The following is a 22,838-nucleotide window of genomic DNA, read 5'->3' on the forward strand; positions in this document are numbered from 1 at the left end:
GATATGGCCACCGAAGAACAAAAAGCAATGCAAGTAGAAAATTTTCTAAATAGAGCCTACAAGTTGGACAGGCGTATAAAGAGACCTTCCAAAGGAGAATATTACTCACTCACCCGTGCGGAACAAGATGGGAATGCTCAAAAAGAATTGGATATTTTAAAAAATAGAATAGAACAAGCCATTGACATTTTTTTCAAACAAAGGTTAAACCATAAAACCGAAGAACACCTCAGAATATTACTATCGCATAATGCAAGTGCTAAAAATAGTAACGATATCAATAATGTAGTTGAAAAAGGGCTACTACTTACCGAACCATTTAAATAACATAATGCTCTAACGCATATATAGAAATCCTATGTAGAACAACCAAAACCACCAACCAATGCAAGAACACATCAAATTTAACGCCCTAAACTTCAATTGGCCCCGCCGGCTATTGACCTTTTACGTATCGCTCCAGAAATCGGAAGGAGACGACACGATATATTATAAGAAGTTTCCAAAAAGTATTTCTGAGGTGTTCAGCAAGATAGAATTGGAAGGAGTAACCGAAATTTACACCACATTTACAAACCCTAAAGATGGTTTTAAACCCCTTAAAATTGACTTCAATAATGCCAATTTAAGTTTGTATAAACAATACCTGAATGCCCAAATCAGGAAATATTTTGATAATCTAAATATTATTAATCGGAAGAACCGTATCATCAAAGACAGGCAAGTTTGGGTACTAAATCAAGAATATCACAAGGACTATCATTGCTATGATAAATTCTCCATAAAAGTACAGATTGCAGAAATCTCAGACTATCCGGAATTAATAATCTCCTTTGATGGCACATCAAAAGTTTTAAAAAAATCGGTACAAGAAATTGAAAGTTCGCAACTCGTTAAAACAGCGGTTTATAGAAATCAAATTATAAATTTTCAGATGAACCGAGACACTCCTGAAAAAGAAACTTTCTTTAACAGTCTCATCCTAAATGAAATTTACCCAGTTCTTAATGGAAACTTGCAAAAAGAATTGGGTATACCCTTTCAGATTAAAAAAATAAAAAACCGATACACTGCCTATCTGGAAAAAATCCAAAAGTTCACCAAGGAATACTTATTTACCGAAGCCTTCAAACAAATATGCGATTTGAGGAGTGAGGAATTTATTGATGCCCCAATAAATCGGATTGGCCATATCCCAAAAGAGAAAGCTTTATTAGAATATGGCAAAGACAATTTTGGCAATAAACAAACCGGAATCTCTCCAAAACTCGAATTAAAGAATTATCGCCCCTATTCCCGACCTCCTAACCAAAATATCAAGTTTTTCTTTATCTATCACGCAGAACATAAGCCTCTTATCAAAAAATTATGGGATTATTTAAAAAAAGGAACTGGTTATTCATATAAGGGATTGAAAGAGTTTATAGATATTCCTGTCAATTCTGAACCAGATAATTTTATAGAATTCACGAATAAAGAAAACCCTCTTCCCCAAATAGAACAAAGACTTTATGAATTACAATGGGATAAATCAGTAGCTTATCTGGCATTTTATATTAGCCCCTACACCCGATTTGAATCCAACCCACAATTAAAGAATATTTATTATCGTATAAAAGAATTGTTCTTGGACGAGAACATTATGACCCAGGTTATAGATTTTGAGGATTTACAGCGCAACATTTCGGACTATCAATGGCACTTAAACAATATATCCTTAGCCATACACGCCAAACTGGGAGGAAAACCTTGGAAACTGGCCGTCACCGATAAAAAGGAGTTGATTATTGGTGTTGGAGCCTTTACCAATTTAGACCATAAGCATAGATATGTTGCAAGTGCATTTAGCTTCCAAAATAACGGCATCTTCAACAAGTTCGATTGTTTTTCCAAAGACCAGACAGAACAATTAGCAGGCAGTATATCCAAAGCTATACGTACTTTTTTTAACCAATCCGAAGCCGATAAAATTGTCATTCATTTCTATAAAGAAATGAGCAAGGAGGAATTAGAACCCATTCTACGGGTTATGAGCAAACTTAAACTTGAGAATAAGCCAATTTATATTTTAAACATCAATAAGACAGAAACCAAAGACATTATAGCCTATGACATTGATTCTGATAGTTTGATGCCATATTCCGGCACCTTCATCCGTTTAGGAGAACGAAATTTCCTGTTGTTTAATAATGGCCGCTTTGAAGAAGAAAAATTTTATCCTTCAGACGGTTATCCTTTCCCTATAAAGATTGGTTTGAGCAGTCCTACCCCAGATGCTTTCGAAGACGACAACGTCATTACAGAATTACTGACGCAGGCATTCCAATTCAGTAGATTATATTGGAAGTCTTTAAAACCCCAAAACGTACCCATCACTATAAAATATCCCGCAATGGTTGCACAGTTAGTCCCACGCTTCCAAACCGGTATCGAAGATGAATCAAAAGATAAACTATGGTTTTTATAAGCCTAAAAACATAAAATACAATCGAAATCTGTCGGCCAAAAAAACTTGCCAATAACAATAAAATATCTTGAAATAGTTGCAGAAATACTCCCACACTTTGACGGTAACTAAATACCTGAATTTGGACAAGATAACCTTTGGGTTCTGTAGCTTGTTTATTAATATTCAATGAAAAAACTTAAACCAAAATATAAAAGGTATCTACAAATACGCAGTAGACGCCAAATGAAAAATAAAAAACGAAATGGCAATCCTCGTTCATTACGTCAATCAACTTCTGGTTTAATTCCTCGTAATCATACACTTAGTTTTATAGACGTTCCTACTCCTATAGTCTTTAAACTTCAATATGAACATTGTGAAGAAGTTATTAGCTATATTAATAAAATCAAAGGTATTGGCAGAAGCGGCAGACATATGAATATTATAATGGATGATATTATTGATATTGGCGAAGGCGCAATATCAATGTTATTATCGGTTATGGAAGAGCTTGTTAGGGAAGGAATCATATTTACAGGCACTAAACCAAAACAACCAATACCACGAGGGATTTTAGAGAAATCGGGGTTCTTTAAATTTGTAAAAGGAAAAATTGATGAAAGTAACAGTACAACTAAAAATACAATTTTAAATACGGGCGATAATCAAACCCCTCAATCGGAATTAGCTGAAGAAATTATTAAATCAATGGAGACTGTTTGGGGGCAAAAAGGTAGAAGCCCTTCCATTTATAGCTGTGTATTTGAAATGATGAGAAATGCTTGTGACCACGCTTTCAAAAATGAGAATCAAATTAGATGGCATTTTGCATTAAGTCATTCCGAAATTGACAATTTGGTTAAGTTTTCTTTTGTAGACAATGGGAAAGGAATAATAAGAACATTTACTGAAGGAATTTTGAAAAATTTCTTAAATTTATTTAATGACAATCTTGATATAGTAGAAACAGCATTTACGAATGGTATTGCCTCTCGTACTGGTTTATCGTGGAGAGGCAAAGGACTCCCTACAATTTATGAGAACTATGATGATGGTCATTTGAATAATCTTGTTGTCATCTCTAATAATGTTTATATAGATTTTGATAGAAAAATTAGGCACAAACTTAAGAACTCCTTCTCAGGCACATATTATTATTGGAAAGTTGACCAAAGTTGTACAAAAGAGTGTTTTGAAATTAAGAATTAAAAAAAATGGTAGAAATAAATATATACGAGGATTTTACTGATACTCCTGGAGCAAGAACTTATGAGGATGGGGAATTTTCTGGACAACAGTTTTTTGATAAATTATTGTTGCCGAAATATGAAGAAGCAGTAAATAAAAATGAAAAACTACAAATAAATCTGGATGGTACCAATGGCTATGCAAGTTCATTTTTAAATGAAGCATTTAGTCGGTTAGGTAATAAATTTAATCCAGAAACTGTATGGAATAATTTAATTCTAATTTCAAACGAAGTTCCAAAATACATTGATAAAGTAAAAGAATCCATTTATGAAAAAAGGAAGTAATATTTTTATCAACCTGATATTCTTTCTTGGTGGTTGTCTAATAACTTATTTTGCTCTTCAATATTCCTACTTTAATATTAATACAGAAGTAAATGTAGTTGAGACTTTATTAAGTCTAATTATAGCATTAATTGGTTTATATATAGCCATTTCCATTCAAAAGAAGTATAACAAAAATCAAAGTCTTCACTCTATTGTTCAAAGCAAAATGGATAATATTTGGAATGGTTTTTCAATATTTGATAATCAATTGAATGATCAAAACACTATTCAACTTAAAATTGTAACAAAATCTTTCAAGAGTTTATACAAAGAACTTAACAACCTAAAAATAGTATTTACCACATTTAATTTGAATGCTACTTGTATTAATAAATTAGAAAAAAGTATGGAAGCATTTGACACTTTAATTACAAGTGATTTGCCAATTTCCAATAACGTTATTAAACTTTCAAATCACAAAACTGTTATTAAAGACCAGTCAAATTTAATTCATCAAGATATAGTTAATTCTCTGAAAGAAATAAACGATATCCTTTAAGCCACCGCACAGCCACTTGCTTCCAGTCGGTTCTTTTCGCTCGTTCGTGCCTCACTCTCTACAATCACCCACTTCCATCAACGCGCAGCAAGAGTACTCCTTCAATCGGTTCCGTTGCTCTCCACCTCATTCAGTCCTACACTTGATGTTTCAACTCCTGTGAATCATCATAATCGCACAGCCTGTGCATCGATTAATTTGTATATTTGTAGCACTTTATGAAATTACTCTTTTCCATATCAATGTCAACACTATTCCTTTTTCAGGGAATTAGCCTTGATATGGACTTTTGTGGACCAATAAAAGAAATTTCAAACATCATTACCCATTATCAAGACCATAAAATGTATGGCGACTCTTTCCTTGAATATGTAGTTGAAGATTACATTGACAATGATGCAAAAAATGAAGGGCATCATAATAACCCAGATAAGGAGAATACACCAGTTCATTCCCATCATCAATGTTGTCATCCTTTAGTGTTATTTATTACGAACAACAATTCGGCCCTAATCAATCGACTAAAGTTTGAAGATAAAGAGCCGTTCAATTTATATACAGTTAACTTATATTCCAGATATCTGGAATCTCTCTTCCAACCCCCGCGAGTATAATTCAGTTTTTTTAAGGATAGCTATATCCTAACGTGATGCTTCTCAAGATAGGCATTGCTTTATAAAAGCGTTGCATCTATTCGCATCGTAAGTTTTAAACTGAATTAATACATTTTCTATGATTAACAAAATCATTTCATTTTCCATTAATAATAAATTTATTATTGGCTTATTTATAGTGGCACTTGTTGGTACGGGCATTTGGTCTATGGCCACTATAAACTTAGGTTCTGTACCCGATATAACAAACAACCAAGTACAGGTAATAACCGTGGCCCCAAACTTGGGGACAGAAGATATAGAACAATTTGTTACCTATCCCGTAGAATTGGCAATGGCCAATCTTCCTGACGTCATCGAGCTGCGTTCAGTATCCCGTTTTGGGCTGTCCGTGGTTACCATTGTTTTTAAGGACGAGGCAGGCACTTATCTGCCACGGCAATTGGTACAGGAGAAATTAACCGAAGTTGCCGGAGAAATCCCCGAAGGTTTTGGCACACCTTTTATGGCACCCATAACAACAGGTCTGGGCGAAATTTTTCAATATACCTTAAAAGTGACAGAAGGCTATGAAGACAAATATGACGCAATGGAGCTTCGTACCATCCAAGATTGGATTGTAAAACGCCAAATGGCTTTAGTGCCAGGCGTAGTCGAGGTCAATGCTTTTGGAGGTTATGTAAAACAATATGAAGTTGCCATAAATCCTGATAAACTAAAAAGTTTTGGCATTACAATGAATCAGGTTTTTGAAGCTCTTAAAGTGAACAATGCTAATACCGGTGGTGCTTACATTGAAAAAAACCACCAAGCCAATTTTATCCGTGGCGAAGGGCTGGCTCGAAGTATCGCCGATTTGGAAAACACGGTTGTGACCACTCAAAATGGAAGCCCTGTCTTGGTAAGGGACGTTGCCGAAAAAGTGGGCTACGGAAACCAAGTGCGTTATGGTGCATTTACCCAAGACGGTCACGAATCCGTAGGTGGACAAATTTTAATGCTGAAAGGCGAAAGCCCAGGCGACGTGATTGAAAATGTGGAAAAGCGTATTGTAGAAATTCAAAAATCCCTGCCGGAAGGTGTTTATATTGATGCTTTTTTAAGCCGAAGTGAACTTATTGAGGCAACCACAAGTACCGTTAAAAACAATCTAATAGAAGGAGCCCTAATCGTCATATTTGTTTTGGTCTTACTTTTGGGAAGCTTCCGTGGTGGCTTGATAGCAGCTTCGATAATCCCTTTATGTCTATTATTTGCATTTATTTTGATGAAACAATTTGGCATTTGGGCAAATTTAATGTCCTTGGGTGCGATCGATTTTGGAATTATTGTAGATGGAGCGGTGATTATCGTGGAAGGAGCGGTTTTCCACATTCATCAACGGATGAAAAAATCCACAACCGCCATCAACCAAGCTGAAATGGATGAAATCGCCTATGATTCTTCAAGTAAAATGATGAATTCTGCCTTCTTCGGTCAACTAATTGTTCTTATAGTTTTTACACCGATTCTTTTTTTGACCGGTGTGGAAGGGAAAATGTTCCGGCCAATGGCATTTACATTTGGTTTTGCCGTTTTAGGAGCGATTATCCTTTGTCTTACCTACGTGCCAATGATGTCATCATTATTTTTAAAACCTGCTAAAAATCAAAATAGTTGGTTCGCCAAGTTTGAAAACAAGATTGATAGGTTCAGTGATAAAATTATGGATGTTCTGAATCGTATCTATCTGCCTATATTAAATTTTGCACTTCGCTTTCGGGCAGGTGTGGTTATAGGCGCGGTTTCCTTGCTTTTGATTTCAGGATTTATTTTCAGCAATATGGGAGCAGAATTTGTCCCTAAATTTGATGAAGGCGATATTGCATTTCAAGCATTGATAAAACCGGGGAGCAGTCTTACAGAATCTATTGAGGCTTCAGAGAAACTTCAGAAGTTAATCAATGAGTTTCCGGAAGTAAAAACAGTAGTTTCTAGGATTGGTGTGGCCGAAATACCGACAGACCCGATGCCTATGGATATTGCCGATAGTTATATTATTCTTGAAAAAGATAAGAGTAAATGGACTTCCGCAGATAGTAAAGAAGAACTGATAGAAAAAATACAGGAAAAAATTTCAGTAGTTCCCGGCGTAAATTTCGTGTTTACCCAACCTGTAGAACTTCGTTTTAATGAGTTGCTAACTGGAGTCCGTGAGGACGTGGCAATCAAATTGTACGGAGAAGATTTGGATGTGTTGGCAGATAAGGTACAGGAAATCGCAGCGGTAATACGTGAAGTGCCGGGTGCAGCAGACCTTAACGTAGAGGCTACAAGCGGTTTGCCACAAATGACAGTAGTGTATAACCGCGCAAAAATGGCGCAATACGGTGTAACCGTGGATAAATTGAATGATTATGTAAGTGCCGCCTTTGCAGGCGAAAGGGCAGGTGTGATTTTTGAAGGCGAAAAGCGTTTTGATGTGGTCATCAGGTTGGCAGAGGACTTTAGACAAGACATCAATAGTTTAAAAAATCTTTACATAGACCTGCCGAACGGTGCTCAAGTGCCTCTAAAGGAAGTTGCGGATATCAGTTATAAATCCGGGCCAATGCAAATTTCAAGAGACAACACTATGCGTCGTATATCTGTGGGTGTAAATGTTCGTGGACGCGATGTAAAATCGATGGTCGAGGAAATTCAGCAAAAACTGGAAACGGAAGTGGAATTGCCACCAGGTTATTACGTCACTTATGGAGGATCATTTGAAAACCTGCAACGTGCATCAGACCGATTGATGATAGTAGTGCCCATCGTTCTACTAACAATATTTATCCTGCTTTATTTCGCTTTAAATTCATTTTCACAGGCTTTGATGATTTATATGGCAGTGCCTTTGGCGGCAATAGGCGGGGTTTTCATTTTGTTGATCCGTGGAATGCCTTTCAGTATTTCGGCAGGGGTCGGGTTTATCGTACTCTTTGGAGTAGCGGTTTTAAACGGTCTGATACTCATAAACAAATTCAATGAACTAAAAGAAAGTGGAATGACAGATTTAAAAAAACGTATATACGAAGCTACGCACGAACGTTTACGTCCCATTTTATTGACTGCCATTACCACAATTATGGGCTTTATCCCAATGGCGGTTTCCACCTCTGGTGGTGCAGAAGTACAGCGACCATTGGCAACAGTAGTCATTGGAGGAATGCTTACGGCAACATTTTTGACCTTGGTGGTTATTCCTATTCTTTACTATTGGCTGGAATCGAGAAAGGAACGAAACAATACAAAGGGGGATATAAGCTATGTCAACAGGTCAACAAACATTATAACGGTATTATTGATGGTTGGAGGTTTGATGGCTTCTGGTACTTCATTTGCCCAAGACAATAGTCAAGATGGTACAATTCCAAAGACCTTGACCATTGATGAGGCCATTGCTATGGCAAAACAGAATTATCCTACGCTCAAGGAAAGCCAGGCATTTATTGAACGGGAAAAGGCGATGAAAGGCACCAGTTTTGACCTTGGTAGTACGGAAGTATTCACTGGCAAGGAAGAATATGGCAATAACCTACCCGGAATACAAACAACCGTTGGTGTGCAACAGGGAAATATTGATTTGCTTTCCGGGTTTTCAAAATCGAAATTTTACAAAGAACGTATTGCCTTGGGAGAAAAGTTTTTTGTGGCAAGTGAACAACAGTTGGTGCGTAATGTGATGCAGGCGTATGACCAAATTAATTATTACAAGGCACAGTTGCGTTTTGCTGACCAATTGGACAGTACTTATGCCAATTTTAAGAACGCTGCCCAACTTAGGTATGACACAGGAGAAACAGGCAAGTTGGAGTTTATTGCAGCCTCTTCCGAATTTCAGCAGATACAAGTATTAAAACAACAAGCTTTCGATGATATTGAAATCGCCAAACGTGCCTTAAAGCAATATTTGGGAACCGATGAAAACATCGAGACGGTTGATGGCGTTTACGAGCCATTGGATTTTATGGCTACATTAGATTCAACTTCAGTGGCAAATAATCCAATGTTGCAATATGCCTTGCAAAATGCCGAAGTAAGCAAGGCAAACGTGGGTGTCGAAAAATCCCAATTTCTACCTAAATTTAGTTTATCGTATGGCAGGCAGGTTGTAGATGATGTTTCAGGCTTCAACACCTATCAGGCGGGTATTAGCATTCCGCTATGGTTTTTTCCGCAGAAGTCAAGGGTAAAAGCAGCAAAGGCAGACGCAATGGTAGCAGAGAATCAATATTTGGAGCAAAAGGCGGTTACAGAAAGTCGCGTGTCGCAATTGACCAAATCCCTTGAAAAAACAAAGAAGATTTTGCAATATTACGAAGAAGGCGCACTATTGTTGGCAGAACAGCAAATTACCACAGCGCAATTGGCATCCAAGGAAGGCGAAATAGATTATGTCAATTATATCACAATTCTCAACAGTGCCATCAGGATAAAACAAAACCATTTGCAATACATAAACCAGTTTAACCAACAATCCATTGAGATACAATATCAATTGGGCAATTTATAATCTTAAAAAAAGAAAAATGAAGAATATATTATTAGTAAGTACCGTATTATTTACACTTATGTTTATGAGTTGTAATGATGCCCCAAAATCTGAACTTGGGCATAACGAAGCCGAAGGCGTATCAAAAACCAATGAAGCTGGGGAAGATGCACACGGCGATGAAGGCCACAATGAAGGAGAAGAAGAAGGTCACAGCGAGGAAGAAGGCGTTGTGGAACTTACAAAGCAACAGGCCGAAACCATAGGTTTGGAAATGAAACCTTTGGAGGAACGCAATTTAGGGAACAACATTAAGGTAACGGGAACGCTGGAGCTTTTCCCACAGGACAAGGCGAACATAAGCCCGTTTGTTGGTGGAAATGTGAGTGCCATAAAAGTAATACCCGGAGATAACGTAAGCAAAGGTCAAGTGCTGGCATATATAGAACACCCGGATATCATTGCAATGCAACAGGACTATCAGGAAAAAAATGACGAACTGGTCTTTTTGAAACAGGATTTTGAACGCAAGCAGACGCTTTATGACAAAGGCGTTTCTTCGGGAAAGGAATTTCAAATGGCTCAATCAAAATTTCGTTCCACAACATCCAGCGTCAATGGTTTGAGGGCCCAATTGAAACTGTTGGGCATTAATCCCGACAAAGTGGCGGAAGGTCAAATATATTCCGCTGTTCCCATTACCACGCCAATAAGTGGATACGTGGCAGAAGTAAATATAAGTTTGGGCGATTATGTGGGCGCACAATCCAAAATGTTCTCAATAAGCGATAACTCAAAAATTTACGTCAATTTTAAAGTATATGAAAAGGACATATACCAAATAGAGAAAGGGCAACAGATATATTTTTCCACGGCCTCTCGCCCAGATGAACTGCTTAAAGCAACCGTTCGGTCTATAGGTAAAACTTTTGAGACAGACCCAAAAGCCATAGAAGTTCTTGCTGATATAGAAAACAAGGATAAAAATCTTTTGCCAGGTATGTATGTGGAAGGGCGCATAGTGCAGGGCGAGAAAAAAGGTTTCGCTATTCCTGAAGCTGCTATCATAAAAGAAGGCGAGCAATCCTTCATTTTCATTTTGGATGAAGACGAAGAAATGGAAGCGGGCAAAATGAAATTCAAAATGATACCCGTAACGGTTGGTATTACTGATTTAGGCTTTGTTGAAGTCAATCTTCCTGCCGAAGTTTCAAAGGATGCCAAAGTTGTCATAAGTGGAGCTTATAACCTGTCTTCGGAAATGGTTAAAGGCGAACTGGAACACGCACATTAATTCAATCACCATCAAAGATTTTGATTCCGGGTTTGTTTATCGTCTTAATAAGTTAGTTAAAAATTAAAAAACAGGCTCGGTTCAAAATCGATTAAAAATTTAAAAAAATGAAGGAAATAAAAGCATTTATAAAACCGAACCGGATCCAAAGGGTAATTGAAGCTCTTGCTGATAGTGGTTTTAAAAGTATGACCCTGTCACAAGCAGAAGGCACGGGCGCGTTCAAGGCAAAAGGCGCAAGACCGTCGCTGGATTTTCACGTAACAGATAGTCCAGTGGTCAAATTGGAATTGGTCTGTCAAAATGAGGAAGCCCAAGCGGCCATTGAAACAATTATAGCCAACGCCAAAACCGACGGGCCTGGAGATGGTATAATTTATATAGCTAATATAGAAGATGCGTTTCACATTAAAACAGGAGATTCCTTAAAACGTTACGACCTGTAATTCTCTTTCTAAACAAATGGAAAAAATAGTTCAATTTTTAGAAAGCAAAGGAATACGACCTACAGCTATGCGCCTTATGACCTATAAGCGGTTGGCAGAGTTGAATGTTGCCATCAGCCTTGGCGATTTGGAAAAAGATTTTAAGATCAGTGAAAGAAGTACCCTGTTTAGGACTATGAAAGCGTTTGAAGAAAAAGGGATTGTGCATCAAATCGAGGATGGGACAGGGGTTATAAAATACGCCCTTTGCGAAGAAAATTGTGAATGCGAGGTCGGCAACGACCTTCATTTGCACTTTCATTGCAACAATTGTAATGAAACGGTCTGTTTAACAGAGCATAAAATCCCTCACATCAACTTGCCTGATGGCTATATCACGGAGGACATTAACTTGGTGGTAAAGGGTATTTGCGAAAAATGCAGTGGCAATTTGGATTAAACGTTTGGTTTTTAAATTCAATTATCATTTATAAATAGTGAGCAATGATAACAATCTATAAAAAAGAGGCTACTGTATATATGGTAGCAGAGAATAAGCTGGATGCCAAGGATTATGAAAACTTGATACCGGTCTTAACAGAACACATAAATGCATATCAGGAAGTGTTCTGGTACATTGAAATGCAAAATTTTGAAGGTTGGGCAGCAGAGACATACTGGAAGGGAATTGAATTATACCTTCCGAATGAAAAGCATTTAAAGCGAGTTGCTTTGGTGGGCAGCGTTAAATGGCAAGAGCAATTTACCGAGGTATTGCTTCCTTTTTCAGAAGCTCATATAAAATTTTATAAGACCGAAGAAAAAGACGATGCCAAAGAGTGGATAAAATAAAAATAAAAAATGGAAAAACTACAACTAAAAATACCGGTCATCCTTCCGCAAGTTCCTAACGAAAAAGATTCTTGTGTTGAAAGGCTTATTCAAAAACTACAAGCTAAAGAGGGCATCGAAAAAGTGCACATTGCCGATGCAAACGGAGCTGATGTGCCAAAGCTCTGTTTTCATTATGACCCAGATATCATTTCCATTGACCGCATTCAATCCCTCGCCGAAAGTACTGGTGCCGAGATTACCGAAAAATACGGGCATTTGCTCATTGAAGTTAAAGGAATCAGACACACAAGACAGGCTCGTTCCATAGAGAGAAGCCTTTTGGCAATCAATGGAGTTTTGGAAGCTTCCGTTTCAGGCTCTGGAATGGTACGACTTGAGTTTGATAAAAAGCAAACAAATTTTGATGAAATAAGCAAACAAATTGAAAAGGAAGACCTTCAGGTTCAACGCAGTGCTTCAAACGAAAATGATTACACCGAAGCATCCAAAAAACAAGAGCGTTCAAAGAAGGAAGAGACTAAAGAGCAAACTTCCACCGAGGGACACGAGCACAAAGAAGGCGAGACCCACGAGGAAGGAGAAGAGCACGCCCACGGTGGTATTTTCGGTAAAAATACGGAGCTTATTTTTTCCATTATCTGTGGGGCACTTCTCGGAATAGGTTTCGGCCTTTCCTATGTGGAATCCATCCCAGATTGGGTCAGTCTTACTTTATACATTGGTGCTTACTTTTTCGGTGGTTTCTTTACGGCCAAGGAAGCAGTACAGACGGTTGCCAAAGGCGGTTTTGAAATTGACTTCTTAATGCTGGTTGCCGCCATTGGTGCAGCCATTCTGGGAGAATGGGCAGAAGGTGCATTGTTATTGTTCCTGTTTAGTTTGGGGCACGCCCTTGAACATTATGCAATGGAAAAGGCCCGAAAGTCCATTGCGGCACTGGCAGATTTAGCACCAAAAACAGCATTGCTGAAAAAAGATGGTAAGACAGAAGAAGTCGGGATTGAAAAATTAAGTATAGGCGATATCATTGTGGTCAAACCCAACAGTAAAATATCTGCCGATGGTGTTGTGGTCAATGGAAAAAGCAGTGTCAACCAAGCACCTATCACAGGGGAAAGTGTACCTGTGGACAAAATTCCTGTGGAAGATACGGGCAAGGACTATTCGGCAGACGATGATATCAAGGACGAAAACCGCGTTTTTGCCGGAACTATCAACGGTAATAATACTTTGGAAATAAAGGTAATCAAAGAAGCCAAAGACTCTACGCTGTCCCGACTGGTCAAATTGGTCAACGAGGCACAGACCCAAAAATCCCCCACCCAACTTTTGACCGACAAGTTTGAAAAATACTTTGTACCATCCGTACTGATATTGGTTGGTATCCTACTCTTTGCCTTTTTGGTCATTGATGAACCGTTTAGTGCCAGTTTTTACCGTGCAATGGCAGTATTGGTAGCCGCCAGCCCTTGTGCACTCGCCATTTCAACACCAAGTGCGGTATTAAGCGGTGTGGCACGGGCAGCACGGGGCGGTGTACTTATCAAAGGTGGGCGACCGCTTGAGGATTTAGGGGTCATTACCGCTTTGGCTTTTGATAAAACGGGCACACTTACCGAAGGCAAGCCCAAACTTACCGAAGTAGTACCACTGGGGAATATTGAAGAAAATGAACTGTTAAAGATAGCCGTTGCCGTTGAAAACTTGAGCGACCACCCTTTGGCCAAAGCCGTCGTAAGGGATGGGAAAGAGCGTCTGAAAGGTACTGATATTACCGATGCGTCAGATTTGGAAGCGGTTCTCGGAAAAGGTATCAAAGCTTCTTTGGGCAAGGATAAAATCTATATAGGAAACCTTGACTTGTATGAAGACCTCGATGAAGCAAAACCATCCGAAGATATATCGAATAAAGTAAAAGAACTTGAAGGTGGTGGAAATACCACAATGCTCATAAGAAGGAACAAAGAATATATAGGTATCATCGCCCTGATGGATACCCCACGGGAAGCGGCCAAGGAAACCCTTAAAAAATTAAAGGAAATCGGTATTAAGCGGATGATAATGCTAACTGGCGATAATCAAAAGGTTGCCGATGCCGTTGCTAAAGAAATTGGGTTGACCGATGCCTGGGGAAGCCTGTTGCCAGAGGAAAAGGTAGATGCCATTAAAAAATTAAAAGAACAGGAATCCAAAGTCGCAATGGTAGGCGACGGTGTGAACGATGCCCCTGCAATGGCAAACAGCACCGTAGGTATCGCAATGGGTGCAGCGGGCAGTGATGTGGCATTGGAAACAGCTGACATTGCCCTAATGGCCGATAAACTGGAAACCCTGCCCTTTGCCATAGGTTTGAGCAGGAAGGCAAAGACCATTATCAAGCAAAACCTTTGGGTCAGTCTTGGTATTGTTGCCCTGCTTATACCCTCAACCATTTTTGGGCTTGCCAATATCGGTATTGCGGTGGTAGTCCACGAAGGCTCAACACTACTTGTGGTATTCAATGCCTTAAGGCTTTTAGCGTATAAAAAATAAATTTAGTAAAAAAGATTGCTTTTTGAATCAATGCTAAAAATGACAAAGACGGAAAAAACACTTTTAAACCGAGGGATTCGACCTACTCAAATGAGGTCGAAGATATACAAGTTCCTGAAAAGGAAACAAAGTGCCATGTCCTTTTCCGATTTGAAAAAGGCGTTTGTTCAAAAGAGCGAAACCAATAAAACAGCAAACAGAACTACCTTTTATCGCAATCTCAAGATTTTTGAGGATAAAGGGTTGATTCATCAGATTAATGATGGTGTAGGAGTGGCAAAATATGCGATTTCTGATGAAAATGCCAAAGGTAAATACGGTACAGATTTACATATGCACTTTCATTGTACCGTTTGTAGGAAAACCATCTGTTTACCAAATAAAATATCGGAAGAAAGCCTGCCAGACGATTATGAAGTGAACGATGTGAACTTGGTTTTGAAAGGAATATGTGAAAAATGCAGGAAAAAATAACAGGTGGGAGTACTTGAACCTTGAACCCTTGCGCCCAATGGTCCAGTTCAGGTTTCTTTCACCCTCTTTAACTAAAAAATATGGCAGAATTAAAAAAATCATTGGGAACACTTCGACTCACTTTTTATGGCGTTGGCACCATTGTGGGCGCAGGAATTTACACGGTAATCGGCGCAGCAGCTGGACAAGCGGGAACAGACCTCTGGTTAAGTTTTATCTTTGCTGCCATTGCAGCAAGTGTGTCGGCAATGTCTTATGCTGAATTATCCTCAACCTATCCGAATGCGGGTGCGGAATTTATTTTTGTACGCAAGGCGTTTCCTAAGATTGATATTCCGTCTTTTCTCACGGGCTGGACGATTGCGTTCCACAGTTCGGCCACCATTGCAGCGGTGCTACTGGCTTTTTCAGGCTATTTCAACACTTTTTTTAGTATTCCTTCCCTACTTGTCAGTTATGGTGTTTTGGTTATGCTCTCGTTGATAAGCATTACGGGCATCAAGAAATCATCTACCGCTAATATCATTATGGTTAGTATTCAGCTCTTGGGATTGTTCCTTCTTATAGCGTTCGGACTTTTGGAAACAGGCCCACCAAAAGCAGCATTTTTTAAAGTTGAATCCTTTTCCGGTACTTTGGCAGCAACGGCTACCTTGTTTTTTGTTTATACTGGCTTTGAACATATGGCGGCTTTGGGTTCAGAGGTAAAAAACCCTGGCAAGACAATTCCTCGTGCCTTTCTATTGACAATGGTTTTTACAACCGTCATCTATTTGCTCATATCTTTTACGGTACTCAACATTGCCGACCCGTCAGAACTGGCAAAAGTGGATTCGCCACTTTCACTTGCGGCATCCAACCTCAACAGTTGGTTGCCCGTTGCCTTGGCCGTAGCAGCACTTTTCGCCACTGCAAATGCGGCTTTTAGTGGTATAATTTCTATTAGCAGGTTGCTTTTTGGAATGGCAAGCGTAGGCGAACTACCAAAATTTATGACCAAAACCAATGCACAGAAAGTTCCGTGGGCAACTACCCTTGTAGTTATGGTAGCAGTTGCTGGATTTATATTGTTGGGCGATATCAAAATCGTAGCGGGAATGTCATCTTTGGGTGCATTGCTTGTTTTTGTTGCCGTGAACATTGCACTTATCGTATTGCGTTTCAAAGCACCCAATAAAGAAAGACCATTCAAAGTTCCTTTATCCATTGGAAAAGTTCCAGTATTGCCCATATTGGCGATACTCATTAGTTTGTCCTTGGTAATTCAATATGATTGGGAAGTATATTCAGCATTTGTGGGAGCTATTGCAGTAGGCATTATCTTGGATTATTTTTTGGACAAAAAGTCAAAAGATGAAATAGACCCTGAAAAAGAAAAGGAGCTTTTTAACCATTAATCTAATGTTATGGACTGGATGTTTGAAGATTTTAAAACCGAACTGGATAACCTAAATCCTTACGAAAATGGTAACGCGATCATTGAGTTTGACGATACTAAAACGAATGAAGGTGAAAATTGAGGAAGCAATTAATGCAACAAATTACAAGGTAACAAGAAAAAATAAAAATCAATGGAAGCTATATTAAAATCAGAAATTACCTGTCCAAACTGCGGACACAAAAAAGTAGAAGATATGCCAACAAATTCCTGTCAATTCTTTTATGAATGCGAGAAGTGTAAAACTGTTCTAAAACCAAAAGAAGGTGACTGTTGCGTTTACTGTTCTTATGGTTCTTTGCCCTGTCCTCCTATCCAGTTAACAAGAAAAGATGAATGCTGATGCAAATGCAATTCCTGTGCATAACCTTTTAAAGTATCTTTAAAGAAAATTTTAATAAAATGAAAGCAGCTACATCCCGGCCCTTAAGCCCAAAAGTTAATAAAGAAAAAACAGGCTGGAAAACCCACTGGGACCTTCTGCTTGCCTTGCTGATTTTGGTTATACTGTTAACATTGGAATATGGGTTTAACCTCGACATACCCACTATACCTTTATTGGCAATTAACCTCATTGCTTATATTCTCGCCGGAAGAAAAGTTTTAGATCTCGCTTGGCGAAAGTCAAAAAGAGGCGATTTCTTCAATGAATTTGTATTGATGAGTGTGGCAACAATCGGCGCATTCATCATTGGAGAATATGAAGAAGGTGTTGCCGTAATGGTATTTTACCAAATAGGCGAATGGTTTCAGGACTCGGCAGTTAAGCGCGCCAAAAGAAGCATTAAAGCCTTGCTTGATATAAGGCCTGATGAAGTTATCGTTCTAAGAAACGGAAAATCACAGGTTATACATCCTTCAGAAGTAGAAATAGGAGAAAAGATACAAGTGAAACCTGGTGAAAAGGTTGCCTTGGATGGTGATCTCATTTCTGAAAAAGCCTCTTTCAACACTGCGGCATTAACAGGGGAGAGCAAACCAGATACCAAATATAAAGGTGAACAGGTACTGGCCGGGATGATCAATCAAAATACACTTGCAGAAGTAAAGGTAACCGCCCTGTTTAGGGATAGTAAACTCAGCAAAATCTTGGAAATGGTACAGGATGCCACCGCACGTAAATCACAGACCCAACTCTTCATATCCCGTTTTGCCAAAGTATATACCCCAATCGTATTTTTCCTTGCACTGGCACTTTGTGTAACCCCAATATTTTTTGTGGATGATTATGTGTTTCGGGAATGGTTTTATCGTGCCTTGGTATTCTTGGTGATCAGTTGCCCCTGTGCATTGGTTGTTTCCATACCTCTGGGCTACTTTGGAGGTATCGGCCTTGCTTCCCGAAATGGAATCCTGTTCAAAGGCGGAAACTATTTGGATGTTATGACCCAAGTAAAAACAGTGGTGATGGACAAAACAGGCACCTTGACCAAAGGGGTCTTTAAAGTTCAGCAAGTAGTACCCGAAGGAATTGAAAAAGAAGAACTGATCAAAGTAGCAGCAGCTTTGGAAAAGAACTCGACCCATCCCATAGCCATAGCTGTAACGGATTATGCCGATAATAAACACCAAGGCCTACAAACTTCAAACATTGAAGAAATAGCAGGACACGGCTTGAAAGGCATCGTTGGTAATAAGGAAGTATTGGCTGGAAACCTTAAACTTTTAAAGAAATATGACATAGCTTATCCTGCCGAAGTCGAACAGATTGTAGATACCATAGTGGTATTGTCCATTGATAATAAGTACGCCGGTTATATCACTATTGCCGATGAAATAAAGGAAGATGCATATCAGGCCATCAAGGAAATGCACCGTCTAAACATAAAAACCGTAATGTTATCTGGTGATAAACAAACAGTGGTAGATCAGGTGGCAAAAGTTTTGGGAATTGATGAAGCTTATGGTGGACTGCTTCCGGACGAAAAAGTGGAGAAAGTGGAGGCTCTTAAAAAAGAAGGAGTAAAATTGGCCTTTGTAGGCGATGGTGTTAACGATGCTCCGGTTATTGCCCTCGCCGATGTTGGTATTGCAATGGGCGGTCTCGGTAGTGATGCCACCATCGAAACAGCAGATGTAGTTATTCAAAACGACCAGCCGTCAAAGATCGTTGCAGCAATAAAGGCGGGTAAAATCACCAAAAACATTGTCTGGCAAAATATCATTCTCGCTATGACAGTCAAAATTATAGTACTTGCATTAGGTGCAGGCGGTGTTGCTACTTTATGGGAAGCCGTTATCGCAGATGTGGGTGTAGCTCTTTTAGCTATATTGAATGCTGTGAGAATACAACGGAAGGATTTATAACATCCGCATACTTATCTTGGCTTCAAAAAGATTGTTTTTCTCGAACGAAAAAAATGTTCCTTGCTCTGGCGGTTGTTGCTATGTTCGCTTCAAAAACTTAATAGACAACCCAGATGTCATTTATAAATTGCTCATTCCTCTACTGATATTTTTATTGTGATATTTTTTATTGGTCAAATCCTCAGGCAAATCCCTAAAGTTTAGCTATTCAGACAGGGTAAGCCTGACATTAACTACTACGACAAGAAATTCACCTATTTCATTAGCCATTGCCGTTTCTGCTTTTTTTTATGAACCATTAATAGCATTATCATTAATTATTGAACCATTGGTTGAACTTCCAGTTTGGTTTTGACATCACAAATCATATTGTATTATTGTGCTTAATATACTGACCCTAATTTCCTCACCACTAAAGCTAACCTTATTCCTTCTATAGCGGAATTAGATGATTCCAATTTAAGGAAAAAAACCCACCGCACAGCCATTTGCTTCCAGTCGGTTCTTTTCGTTCGTTCGTGCCTCACTCTCTACAATCACCCACTTCCAGCAACGCGCAGCAAGAGTACTCCTTCAATCGGTTCCGTTGCTCTCCACCTCAATCAGTCGCACCCTTGCTTTTTCCCACGCGCATCCAAACGCAGGTAAAGCGGTGTTCGTCAGTCCTTCCGCTTTGTTCCGCAAAAACATATCTGCAAGGGTAAAATGAACTCCCTGCGGTCGCCCTTGCATATACCGTTCACTTACCAGGTGCCTTGCGCTCCAGTGGGTGCTCGCCACCTGCCGTTCACTTGTTTTGCTTCACACGCTACTCTCCTTCCTCACCCGTGGCTACTCCATCCCCCCAAACCCCAATAAGGTGTTCGCTCCGCTCACCACTTTTTTAATTGGGGGTCTGCCGCCACTTGTTAATTTTGCGAGCCTGCGGGTCGCTGCGGGCTAATCGGGCTGTCACGATTTTTGCAGTCCGCCATTTGCTTACAGTCGCTTCATTTCAGTCATTCGTTCCTCATTCCTTTCATTCAGCCACTTTCAGCAACGCTCACAAGAGTAGCTCATTCACTCCACTGCGCGAGCCTTCGTACCTCCATTTTGCAATGCCCCAATGTCTACTTCAATTAACTTTTGACTTAATAAAAGAATCAAAACACTCATCAAAATTGTAGCTCTTTAGGCATTGCTCCATTACGGCTCCGGCATCGTTTCGTTGCGTTCAATCGCTACCCTTGCCTTTCCCTACCCGGAAGCAAAAAATCGCGCCAGCCCTGCCGTAAACGGTAGGCGTCTGCCGCCCTCCTTCCTCGGGCTTCTGCAGCCACCACCCTTGCTCCGCTCGCAGGCGGCTCGCATTATACTTCCAGCAATCCATTCCGTTACTCTCCATTCCTTGCTTCCACTATAGCTCCGCTTTGGTTTACCTGCCCAATAAAATTCAATCGAATCAGAATAAACATCCACTTGATCATTTAAGAATGGTCATCTGATAATCATTGTTGACTCCGATTAATTTCTATTTAAAACGAACTTCCGACTTGAATATGAAACTTACCACTATCTGACTTCTACAATCAAATACATTATCCCTATTCATCCGATTTACTTAAAAACAATAACCCCACTTTTAATTCGGAATCAAATCAACATTTCGTTATAGAGAAGTAAAAACTCCAACATAAAGCAAAGGTACAGGCGTGCGGATGCGAGAGCTGCAAGGGTTCGCTTCGCCTGTTTTAAAAAAAAATCTCCACCCTCGCTTCTTGCTTGCATTCAAATTTTCACTGTTAATGATACTATGGTTTCCACCTGATTGTTACGCTCTTAACACACGGGTAGTATTTTTTTTAACAGCCCTTGCATCAGTCGCACCGATCCTGTGGCATAAGGCATTATGTTCAAGTTTTTATTTAGAGTCCGTTTAGGCAGCCGGTGGTTGTTGGCGGGCATACGCACCTCGGGCAGTCCGTTCTTCATTGGTGTGCATTACGTAGGCTTCAAGGAGTATACGTTGCGCATCCTTTGGCTAGAGTGCTGCCTCACAGAGCTCCCTTTTTAGGGGGCTCTTTTTTTTAGTCGTTCCCCTAAAAATTAATAAAAGAGGTCAGCAAAGATAGGCGGGTTGCCCCATTCTTCAGCCACCACGGGTTTTCAAGGTCAAGCCCTCCGGGTTTTGATGAAAATCTCCATCCGCCTCTGGCTGGATAGTATTTTCATTCAAAAACCTTGACAACCCCAGCAAACCCGCCTAAACGAAAGCTTTCTCTTTTCTTTTTTTTCGCTTCTGATTTTCTCTTCTGAAAAAAATTAATGCGAAGCAAAAAGAAGCCAATTCTAAAAAGCTTTTATATGAAAACGTTCCGAATCAAAACTCACAGACTACCCCTCACCTATTCCAAACCACATTTCTTTATACTCAATAAAGGATTAAACAGTGGAAAACCATTAAAGGAATCTTGTCCGAATTGCTTTGTCTGCACTACAACCGGCGAAATCCACAGGGATTTTATGCACTGGTTATGTTTCGGATTATGGAAATCAAAATCATTCCATTACTTTTTGAAAGGATCGGTGATTCCGTTTATAACCCTTGGAGATGTGAAAACCCATCTTGAGAAAAGTGAATCTATTGCATCCAATAATTTTGAAAGACTCAACCAGTCCATCCAAGCCCTAAAATCTTTAGAACTCAACGAACAAAAACTAAAGCTGACTCTAAAACTGATTGATACCGCGAAAAAAGCAATCTTTCAACAACTAATGTATAAATCAGATGCATTTTAAACTCTTCATTTATAAGAAAACCCCTTTCTGAAAGGCAAAATAAAGCAAGTAAAAGCAACACCCCCCGCTACCAGAGCTCCGCACATTAATTGAAGTAATTTAGTTGTATAAGGACGACGCCGTATAAAGTCCGTGCCAAGTCCGAATATTTGTTTAACCCATTAATACATAAAAATTATGGCAATTATCAATCAAGGTATTCTCGGTGGTGTATCTGGAAAAATCGGGAATGTAATCGGTGGGACCTGGAAGGGCATCGATTACCTAAGAATCAAACCTTCCAGTGTAGCGAACCCCAAAACTGAAGGACAATTAGACCAGCGATCTAAGTTTGCCAAAGTGCTTCATTTCCTTCAGCCGATGACAGATTTCCTACGAGTAGGTTTTAAGCAATACGCAATCAAAATGACCGAATTCAACGCTGCGATGTCTTACAACCTGTTTAACGCTGTACTTGGAGCGTATCCAAACTACACGATAGATTATCCCAACGCATTGGTGAGCCGCGGAAATCTAAAAGGTGTAGCAAATGGAACAGCAACCTCCACAACCCCCGCAGAAATAGATATTACGTGGGATGACAACTCCAGCAGTGGAAATGCCCTGGCCACAGACAAGTCTTTAATCTTGATCTTGAACCCAGACAAGAAAGAGAGTATTTATACCACCAGTGGTCCTCTCAGGCCAGTAGGAACAGAAACCCTCAACCTACCTCCTGAGTATTCCGGTGATGTAGTCGAGGTTTACCTAGGCTTTGTCTCTGAAGACGGTGCCAAGGTTTCTAACAGCTCCCATTTAGGCTCTGTAACAGTTGCTTAAAAAGCGATTGACGTTTTCTTCGAAAACCGGTCTCATTTGAGGGCGGTTTTTTTATTTTTACCACCTCATCTTGTCTATCTTTATTCCTTCATTAGTCAAAAGTAAATAGTTTTTGTTGCTTATACGTTGCCTAAACCTCGTAACTCCTTTATAGACAAGACTAGAAAGATATTGCATCGGGAAGTAACCACTTAGTTAGCGACGGTAAATGCCAAATAGAGCAAAGAAAAACCGACGCTGTGGTAGCAAAGATTCTTTTAGTGG

At 39.5% G+C, this 22,838-nt stretch carries 18 protein-coding genes; 17 read left to right on the top strand and 1 reads right to left on the bottom strand.

Translation table 11 applies throughout. The features are described 5' to 3' along the window. Positions 1-3: 3 nt before the first annotated feature. From VZD24_RS11065 to VZD24_RS11135, 15 genes are all read left to right on the top strand, one after another. Complete coding sequence (locus tag VZD24_RS11065) at positions 4-327, top strand: hypothetical protein (protein ID WP_269353716.1); 324 nt, start codon at positions 4-6, stop codon at positions 325-327. Between the two features lie 58 nt (positions 328-385). Further along, entirely contained in the window at positions 386-2,467 is a 2,082-nt protein-coding gene (locus VZD24_RS11070; RefSeq protein WP_279448104.1) for a Piwi domain-containing protein, read from the top strand. Positions 2,468-2,635: 168 nt separating this feature from the next. After that, on the top strand, positions 2,636-3,658 hold the full coding sequence (locus VZD24_RS11075; RefSeq protein WP_342688807.1) for a hypothetical protein: 1,023 nt from the start codon (positions 2,636-2,638) through the stop codon (positions 3,656-3,658). 5 nt (positions 3,659-3,663) lie between these two features. Beyond that, on the top strand, positions 3,664-3,984 hold the full coding sequence (locus VZD24_RS11080; protein ID WP_279448106.1) for an STAS-like domain-containing protein: 321 nt from the start codon (positions 3,664-3,666) through the stop codon (positions 3,982-3,984). Beyond that, on the top strand, positions 3,968-4,525 hold the full coding sequence (locus VZD24_RS11085; RefSeq protein ID WP_279448107.1) for a hypothetical protein: 558 nt from the start codon (positions 3,968-3,970) through the stop codon (positions 4,523-4,525). Before VZD24_RS11080 ends, VZD24_RS11085 begins: the two co-directional genes overlap by 17 nt. Before the next feature lie 732 nt (positions 4,526-5,257). Next, positions 5,258-9,673 carry a CusA/CzcA family heavy metal efflux RND transporter gene (locus tag VZD24_RS11090; protein WP_279448108.1) on the top strand — a complete coding sequence of 1,472 codons (4,416 nt, stop codon included), beginning with the start codon at positions 5,258-5,260 and terminating at the stop codon, positions 9,671-9,673. Between the two features lie 16 nt (positions 9,674-9,689). Further along, positions 9,690-10,946: an efflux RND transporter periplasmic adaptor subunit gene (locus VZD24_RS11095; protein ID WP_279448109.1), complete on the top strand. Its 1,257-nt coding sequence runs from the start codon at positions 9,690-9,692 to the stop codon at positions 10,944-10,946. Between the two features lie 107 nt (positions 10,947-11,053). Next, on the top strand, positions 11,054-11,392 hold the full coding sequence (locus VZD24_RS11100) for a P-II family nitrogen regulator (RefSeq protein WP_279448110.1): 339 nt from the start codon (positions 11,054-11,056) through the stop codon (positions 11,390-11,392). A 16-nt stretch (positions 11,393-11,408) separates the two neighbouring features. Continuing rightward, on the top strand, positions 11,409-11,831 hold the full coding sequence (locus VZD24_RS11105; protein ID WP_154192128.1) for a Fur family transcriptional regulator: 423 nt from the start codon (positions 11,409-11,411) through the stop codon (positions 11,829-11,831). A 44-nt stretch (positions 11,832-11,875) separates the two neighbouring features. Continuing rightward, positions 11,876-12,223, top strand: a complete 348-nt coding sequence (locus VZD24_RS11110; protein WP_154192127.1) for a SpoIIAA family protein — start codon at positions 11,876-11,878, stop codon at positions 12,221-12,223. A gap of 9 nt (positions 12,224-12,232) precedes the next feature. After that, positions 12,233-14,758 carry a heavy metal translocating P-type ATPase gene (locus VZD24_RS11115; protein ID WP_237608730.1) on the top strand — a complete coding sequence of 842 codons (2,526 nt, stop codon included), beginning with the start codon at positions 12,233-12,235 and terminating at the stop codon, positions 14,756-14,758. A gap of 39 nt (positions 14,759-14,797) precedes the next feature. Continuing rightward, positions 14,798-15,232, top strand: a complete 435-nt coding sequence (locus VZD24_RS11120; protein WP_237608731.1) for a Fur family transcriptional regulator — start codon at positions 14,798-14,800, stop codon at positions 15,230-15,232. Positions 15,233-15,312: 80 nt separating this feature from the next. Beyond that, positions 15,313-16,629, top strand: coding sequence for an APC family permease (locus tag VZD24_RS11125; protein ID WP_269353708.1), 1,317 nt, complete (start codon positions 15,313-15,315; stop codon positions 16,627-16,629). A 174-nt stretch (positions 16,630-16,803) separates the two neighbouring features. Beyond that, positions 16,804-17,013: a GDCCVxC domain-containing (seleno)protein gene (locus VZD24_RS11130; protein ID WP_073217619.1), complete on the top strand. Its 210-nt coding sequence runs from the start codon at positions 16,804-16,806 to the stop codon at positions 17,011-17,013. A gap of 59 nt (positions 17,014-17,072) precedes the next feature. Next, a complete protein-coding gene (locus VZD24_RS11135) occupies positions 17,073-18,977 on the top strand; it encodes a heavy metal translocating P-type ATPase (RefSeq protein WP_279448112.1) in 1,905 nt (634 codons plus the stop codon). A gap of 1,236 nt (positions 18,978-20,213) precedes the next feature. On the opposite strand, the gene VZD24_RS11140 is transcribed toward VZD24_RS11135, so the two are convergent. Then, on the bottom strand, positions 20,214-20,435 hold the full coding sequence (locus VZD24_RS11140) for a hypothetical protein (RefSeq protein WP_342687626.1): 222 nt from the start codon (positions 20,433-20,435) through the stop codon (positions 20,214-20,216). Between the two features lie 885 nt (positions 20,436-21,320). On the opposite strand from VZD24_RS11140, the gene VZD24_RS11145 reads away from it, so the two are divergent. Both VZD24_RS11145 and VZD24_RS11150 read left to right on the top strand, forming a co-directional pair. Next, positions 21,321-21,755 (top strand): DUF6943 family protein, encoded by a 435-nt coding sequence (locus VZD24_RS11145; protein ID WP_342687627.1) that lies wholly within the window; start codon positions 21,321-21,323, stop codon positions 21,753-21,755. Between the two features lie 177 nt (positions 21,756-21,932). Next, a complete protein-coding gene (locus VZD24_RS11150) occupies positions 21,933-22,574 on the top strand; it encodes a DUF6266 family protein (RefSeq protein ID WP_342687628.1) in 642 nt (213 codons plus the stop codon). Positions 22,575-22,838: the final 264 nt, after the last annotated feature.

Source organism: Aequorivita flava (assembly GCF_038742595.1).
In the GTDB taxonomy this organism is placed as follows: Bacteria; Bacteroidota; Bacteroidia; order Flavobacteriales; family Flavobacteriaceae; genus Aequorivita; species Aequorivita marisscotiae.